Below are 4,233 nucleotides of genomic sequence, written 5' to 3' on the forward strand. Positions count from 1 at the left end.
GCCGCCCCCGTCGCACCGGCCGCCGATGCCCCGGTCCGGGCACGCCGGTCCTGCACACGCCGGTCCTGCACACGCCGGAGCCCCGGTGCGGTGCCTCGCGGCAGCCGTCCGGGGCTCCGGTGACCGGTGGTGGGTCAGGCCAGGAAGACCGGGAACGCCACCAGGTCGTTCTGCGTCATCACCGGAAGGTTCTGGATCTCCTCGTCCGGCACGGCCGTCCGCATCCGCGGGAACCGCTCGAACAGCGCCGGCAGGGCGATGGCCGCCTCCAGCCGGGAGAGCGCCGCTCCGGGGCAGATGTGCGGCCCGTGACCGAACGCCATGTGCCGGATCGGGGTCTCGCGGGTGACGTCGAAGCTGTCGGCGTCCGCCCCGTGCTGCTCCTGGTCGCGGTTGATCGCGCGGTAGGACATGACCACCCCGTCGCCCTTGGGGACCACCGTGTCGCCGATGGTCAGGTCCTCCGTCGGGAACCGCATCAGCAGGTGGCTGTTGGCCGGGTCCCAGCGCAGGGTCTCCTCGATCACCGCCTCCCAGGACACCTTGCCCGCGAGCACCAGGGCGAGCTGGTCCGGGTGGTTCAGCAGCGCCCGGGTCGCGCTGGTGATCAGGTCGATGGTCGTCTCGTGACCCGCGGCCACCAGCGCCTTGAGGTTGCCGAGCACCTCGTCCTCGGTGAGCGGCTCACCGCCCTCCTCGCTGTGGATCAGGGCACTGAGCAGGTCGTCGCCCGGGTTCGCCTTCCGCTCCCGGATGAGGTCCAGGTACCAGCGGTCGAAGGTGTCCAGGATCTCCAGCCGCTCCTCGTGCGGGGTGAGCATCGAGAAGAACCGCTTGTAGCCGTCGGCCAGCCAGGGCTGGCTCTCCGCGGGGACGTCCAGCAGCAGGCACACCACCTGCATCGGCAGCGGCTGGGCGAAGACGGCCTTCAGGTCCACGGGGGAGCCGTCCCGGCCGGCCTCCTCCACCGCGTCGAGGAGCTTGTCGGTGAAGGCGACGATGTCGTCGCGTATCGCCTCGATGCGTCGGGGCGTCAGCGCCTGCGCCGTCTTGGTGCGCAGCCGCCGGTGGTCGGGGCCGTCCACGGTGAACATCGAACGGCCGGCGTCGATCATCGTGATCAGCGGCCATTCACGGGTGACCACCCCCTCCTGCCACAGCCGCCACTCGTTCAGGTCCTTGACGAGACGGGGGTCGAGCAGCAGGTCCCGCGCGACGGCGTGCCGGGTCACGGACCAGGCGGGCACGCCGAGCAGGTCGATCGGGACCACCGGTCCCGCCGCGACCAGGCGCTCGGTCTCGCCGTCGAGGTCCCGGACCATCGGGTCGATCACGATCGGCTCGGCGGTCGTGGCGCCGGTGTAAGGGCACTTCATCAGTAGTCTCCAACAGTCCGTACGGCGGTGAAACGCACCGGCAGCGACGTGAAGCCCCGCATGAACGGGGAAGGACGGCGTACCAGGGACTCGGCGGGGACCGTCAGCTCCAGGTCGGGCAGCCGGTCGAGGAGCACCTCGATCCCGGTCCGCGCGATGATCTCGGCGATCTCCTGGGCCGGGAAGGGGCACCGGTACTCGCCGTGGCCGAAGGACAGGTGGGCGCTGTTGCCCGCCGCGACCACGGTCCGGCCGGCCGTGAGGTCCTGGCGCACGTGCGGGTCCAGGTTGGCCCCGCCGTACCCGAGGAGGATCAGGTCGCCGGCCCGCAGGACGCGACCGCCCAGGGTGGTGTCCCGGGCCGCCCACCGGTTGGGCAGCATCTGCGAGGGGGTGTCCTCCCAGAGCACCTCGTTCATGGCCTGGGCGATGCTGTGGCGTGCCCCGCCCAGCGCGGTCGCGAACCGCTCGTCGGTGAGCATCAGGCGGATCGAGTTGCCGATCCAGTCGGTGGTCTGCAGGTAGCCGGCGGCCACGATGGCCCGCAGGTCCCAGACCATCTCCTCCTCGGTGAACGGCGCGTCCACGCCGCTGTCGTGGGCGAGGATCCGCGAGGCGATGTCCGGACCGGGCTGCTCGACCTTGGAGTGCAGCAGCTCCCGCATGCTCTCGCCGAACTCGTCGTTCGCCTTCTGGGCGTCCGGCCCGGCGTCGGAGAGCCGCTGGATGATGTCGGCGATCCTCGGCCCGTCCTCGTCCGGGAAACCGGCCAGCCGGGCCAGGGTCAGGATGGGCAGCGCCACCGCGAACTCCTCGACCAGGTCGGCGCTCCCACGACCGCAGAACCCGTCGATCAGCCGGTCCGCCAGTTCCTCGGCCTCGCGGCGGAGTTCGAAGGCGTCGGTCTGCTCCAGCACGGCGTTCACCAGGCGGGTGTGGCGGCGGTGCTCCTCGCCGACGGTGAAGTACACGCACGGCACGCGCTCGCCCAGCATCGGCCGCAGCGGCCAGTCCTCGGGCACGTTCGGCCACTGGTTCCACAGGCCGGCGTCCCGGGGGAACAGCTCGGGGTCGCTGGTGACCTGGTGCAGTTCCCGGTAGCCGATCACCAGCCAGGCCGGGAAGCCGGCGAACACCACCGGCACCACCGGGCCGAACCGGGCCCTCATGTCCCGGTACTGGGCGTTCGGCGCGGTGTGGAAGCGCTCGTCCGCCAGCAGGTCGACGGGGCAGACGCCGCCCTGGGTGGAGCTCTGGGCAGAAGTGTTCATCTCGGCCTCACCGGACAGGGGCCGCGGCGCGGGCCCCGTGGAGGGTCTGCAGGTGCTCCGCCAGGGTGAGCAGCACCCGCTTGCTGGACTCCCGGGAGCGGGCGTCGCAGTCGATCAGGGGGATGGCCGGGTCCAGGTCGAGCGCGTCCCGGATCTCCTCCAGGGAGTGCGGCGGACCCCCGAAGTCGTTGCGGGCCACGATGAACGGCGTGCCGTGGTGCTCGAGCCGGTCGATCGCGTACCAGGAGTCGTCCAGACGCCGGTCGTCGACCAGCACCACCGCGCCGATGGTCCCGGCGAACAGCCGGTCCCACAGGAACCAGAACCGTTCCTGGCCGGGCGCGCCGAACAGGTAGAGCACGGTCTCCTCGTCGAGGGTGATCCGCCCGAAGTCGAAGGCGACCGTCGTCCCCGTCTTCTCCGGCACGTGACGCGTGTCGTCGGTCGGGACGCCCGCCCGCGTCATCGTCTCCTCGGTGTTGAGCGGACGGATCTCGCTGACCGAACGGACCAGGGTCGTCTTGCCGACCCCGAAGCCGCCCACGACGACGATCTTCAGGCCGTTGCTGGCGCGGTCGCCGAGCGGAGCCCGCGGCCCGTCGGGCAGGGGCCGGGTTTCAGAGAGCGCGGAGTCCAACGAGCACCTTCTCCAGTGTGGCGGGATCCAGCTCCGGGCGGCCGGAGGCGGTGTACCGCGGATGACGGGCGGTGGCCCGGCCCGCGTCCAGAAGGTCCGAGACGAGGATCTTCGTGATGGACACGGGCAGGCCGAGCTCGGCGGAGATCTCGACCACCGAGGTGGGGTGGACGCACAGACGCAGGATCGTCGCGAGTTCCGACGACAGCCCCGCCGCCGGTCCGCTCTCGGCGACGATCAGCGTCACCAGGTCCAGGTCCTCCCGGGAGGGCCGGCTGCGCCCCGAGGTGAGGGTGTACAGCCGGTCCGGCCGGTCGTCGGGCCCCGGCCGGCTCACGACGTGGCGACCTGGACGGCCGGGTCGGAGGACTCCCGGGGCGGCGTGCTCAGGTGCTCGCCGAGCTGCTCGATCAGCTCCTGCATGGTGTGCCCGACCAGCCCGGGGTCGGCGTCCTCCTCGGCGACCACCGCGATGTGGGCGCCCGCCCCGGCCTCGACGATGAACAGCAGGCCGCCGTGGAACTCGGTCATCGACTGCCGCACGCCGCCGTCGCCGCTGCCGAACTCGGCGGAGGCGCCCTGGGCGAGGGACTGGATGCCCGCCGATATGGCGGCCAGCTGGTCCGCCTGGTCGACGGTGAGTTCGGGGGAGTGGCACAGCTTCAGGCCGTCCCGGGAGAGCACCAGCGCGTGGCGCGCTCCCGGGGTGCGTTCGAGCAGGCCCTCCAGGAGCCAGGTGAGCTCTGCTATGCGGCTGTGGTCGTGGTTCATCTGTCGCTTCCTCGGGTGTCGGCGCTCGCGGGGGAGTCGGGGGAGTCCTTGTCCTCGGCTGTCGCCGGGTCGGACGCGCGGGGGGTCGTGTTCTCGGGGCCGGCCTTGCCGGTCACGGCCGTGCGGAACGCGTGGAACCGCGCACCGTGCCGGGCCGGCCGGGGGAGCGACGAGGGCG

The 4,233-nt window shown here is 71.9% G+C and carries 6 protein-coding genes; all 6 read right to left on the reverse strand.

Annotated features, from left to right (window positions below):
• Nucleotides 1–134: 134 nt before the first annotated feature.
• Nucleotides 135–1,376, reverse strand: coding sequence for a cytochrome P450 (locus tag HW445_RS20435; RefSeq protein WP_180222433.1), 1,242 nt, complete (start codon nucleotides 1,374–1,376; stop codon nucleotides 135–137).
• Entirely contained in the window at nucleotides 1,376–2,647 is a 1,272-nt protein-coding gene (locus tag HW445_RS20440) for a cytochrome P450 (protein WP_180222434.1), read from the reverse strand. Before HW445_RS20440 ends, HW445_RS20435 begins: the two co-directional genes overlap by 1 nt.
• Before the next feature lie 7 nt (nucleotides 2,648–2,654).
• Complete coding sequence (locus HW445_RS20445; RefSeq protein ID WP_151770437.1) at nucleotides 2,655–3,284, reverse strand: ATP/GTP-binding protein; 630 nt, start codon at nucleotides 3,282–3,284, stop codon at nucleotides 2,655–2,657.
• The gene (locus tag HW445_RS20450; RefSeq protein ID WP_180222435.1) at nucleotides 3,265–3,621 is read right to left on the reverse strand and encodes a DUF742 domain-containing protein; all 357 of its coding nucleotides are present in this window, start codon (nucleotides 3,619–3,621) and stop codon (nucleotides 3,265–3,267) included. Before HW445_RS20450 ends, HW445_RS20445 begins: the two co-directional genes overlap by 20 nt.
• Nucleotides 3,618–4,055, reverse strand: a complete 438-nt coding sequence (locus HW445_RS20455) for a roadblock/LC7 domain-containing protein (protein WP_151770439.1) — start codon at nucleotides 4,053–4,055, stop codon at nucleotides 3,618–3,620. The genes HW445_RS20450 and HW445_RS20455 overlap by 4 nt, the downstream gene beginning before the upstream one ends.
• The coding region (locus HW445_RS32840; protein ID WP_218957203.1) for a hypothetical protein at nucleotides 4,052–4,233 on the reverse strand (182 nt) is incomplete at its 5' end. The genes HW445_RS32840 and HW445_RS20455, both read right to left, overlap by 4 nt.

Origin of the sequence: Streptomyces sp. UH6, from assembly GCF_013421635.1 — a bacterium.
GTDB classification, from domain to species: Bacteria; Actinomycetota; Actinomycetes; order Streptomycetales; family Streptomycetaceae; genus Streptomyces; species Streptomyces abyssomicinicus.